This is a genomic window from Actinomadura meridiana, assembly GCF_039537545.1.
In the GTDB taxonomy this organism is placed as follows: Bacteria; Actinomycetota; Actinomycetes; order Streptosporangiales; family Streptosporangiaceae; genus Spirillospora; species Spirillospora meridiana.
This window is the reverse complement of sequence record NZ_BAABAS010000048.1, coordinates 1-2,027: the sequence shown is the minus strand read 5'-3', so window position 1 is coordinate 2,027 and position 2,027 is coordinate 1. Positions and strand designations below refer to the sequence as shown.

Below are 2,027 nucleotides of genomic sequence, written 5' to 3'. Positions count from 1 at the left end.
CCATCGTAGTGGGGAATTCGAAGCTGGAGGCAGTCCAAGTCTAGAGGCATAGATGAGGGCGGAAAGCAGCCTCGACAACGACGGGATGAATTGGCACTGCCAGACGGTTCATGCCCGGCTAGCGAGACGGAAAGGTGTACGCGAGGAATCAGTGTAATAAAGTCTCTCAATCGAACCACCGACTCAAATCTGGTGGATATGGGTCGGGACGTGGTGCACGTTTCTAGCTTAATTAGAAACGACTTTTCAGGTGGATAGGCCAGTCATCTGGAGAGGCTTCGGGGAAAGTCTACGGCGTACCCGAAGCGATGCCGCAGGGGCAGAGCTGAGCACCTCATCCGTCAATCGGTTGTCAGTGAACGTGGGAACCGAATTCCTTCTCTCCTGACCAGTCACCAGCCAGGTCACGGTCTGGATAGGTGTGTCGTCCACCGATGGAAGGGTTTCGGGGCGGAGTCCGCGTAGTAGTCCGAGGACGGGAAAGCCGTCCACATGGCGAAGGCGGACAGCAGGTTCGCAAGGAAGGCCACTGGAATGCTAGGAGGACGCCGGTGAATACCGACGCACCACAAGCCGATATGAGCTTGCGGGTACTGGAGATCCAGGCCAAATTGCACCGTTGGGCCGGAGATGACCCACATCGCCGGTTCGATGATCTGTTCAATATTGTGGCGGATTCGGCCACGCTGCGGGAAGCGTGGAACCGGGTTCGGGGTAATACCGGGGCGCGCTCGGCCGGTGTCGATAGGACTTCGGTTCGCGATATCGAAGAAGGTCGCGGTGCGCCAGCGTTCTTGCATGAGATCCGTTCCGAACTCAAGGCTGGGGCGTATCGGCCGATGCCTGTTCGAGAACGGATGATCCCCAAACCCGGAACGAATCGCCGCCGAAGGCTGGGGATTCCAACGGTCAAGGATCGAGTCGTGCAGGCAGCACTCAAAGTGGTCTTGGAGCCCATCTTCGAATCCGACTTCCGGTCGTGTTCATATGGGTTCCGGCCCAACCGTCGAGCGCAGGACGCAATCGCCGAGATCCATCTATTCGGGAGCCGTACCTACGAATGGGTTCTGGATGCGGATATCGAGGCGTGTTTCGACACAATCTCGCACTCGGCCCTGATGGATCGGGTGCGCAAGCGGGTCGGTGACAAGCGCGTACTTCGCTTGGTGAAAGCCTTCCTCAAATCCGGGATATTGACGGAGCTGGGAAATGAGGAGGCGACCACCGCCGGCACTCCCCAGGGTGGAATCTTGTCTCCGCTTCTGGCGAACATTGCTCTATCGGCCCTCGATGACGCGTTCGGCGAGGACTGGGAGAGGTTGATGGGAGCCGCGTCGAAGCGTAAGTACAGGCGTCGGATTGGAAAGGCGAACTGGCGGCTGATCCGCTATGCGGATGATTTCGTCATCATGGTCGCCGGAACCCAAGACGACGCCGAGTCGCTTCGTAGAAGCGTAGTAGGTGTGTTAGCACCGATGGGACTTCGACTGTCGGAGTCCAAGACACAAGTAGTCCACCTTGACGATGGCTTCGACTTTCTCGGGTTCCGTATCCAACGGTGCCGGAAACGCGGAACTCGCCGATATCACGTCTACACCTACCCGTCCAAGAAATCGGTCGACAGGTTGAAGGCAAAGATTCGGGCCGTCACCCACAATCCAGGAACACCACTCGGGGCCGTCCTGAGTCGGGCAAATTCGATTCTGGCGGGATGGTGCAATTACTTCAGGCATGGGGTCTCCAAGCGAGTCTTCAGTTACCTGGGCGCATTTTCATGGCGGCGCGTAGTGAACTGGCTTCGCAGGAAACACAAAGGTCTGACGTGGAAGGAGTTGAGGAGGCGCTTCTGTCAGGACAGATGGAACGTCTCCTGGCTTGGAATAACGCTCTACGAGCCCGCGAAGGTGAAAGTTAGCCGCTACCGCTATCGTGGGGCAAATATTCCCACCCCTTGGGTGCATAGGTACACAGCCTAACGGCAGAAACCTGTGGAGAGCCCGTTGCGTTGAAAGGCGCACGGCGGGTTC

The 2,027-nt window shown here is 57.8% G+C and carries 1 protein-coding gene; it reads left to right on the top strand.

The window, feature by feature from the left end; translation table 11 throughout:
• Positions 1 to 551: 551 nt before the first annotated feature.
• Positions 552 to 1,976 carry a group II intron reverse transcriptase/maturase gene (ltrA, locus tag ABD808_RS38395; RefSeq protein ID WP_344908499.1) on the top strand — a complete coding sequence of 475 codons (1,425 nt, stop codon included), beginning with the start codon at positions 552 to 554 and terminating at the stop codon, positions 1,974 to 1,976.
• Positions 1,977 to 2,027: the final 51 nt, after the last annotated feature.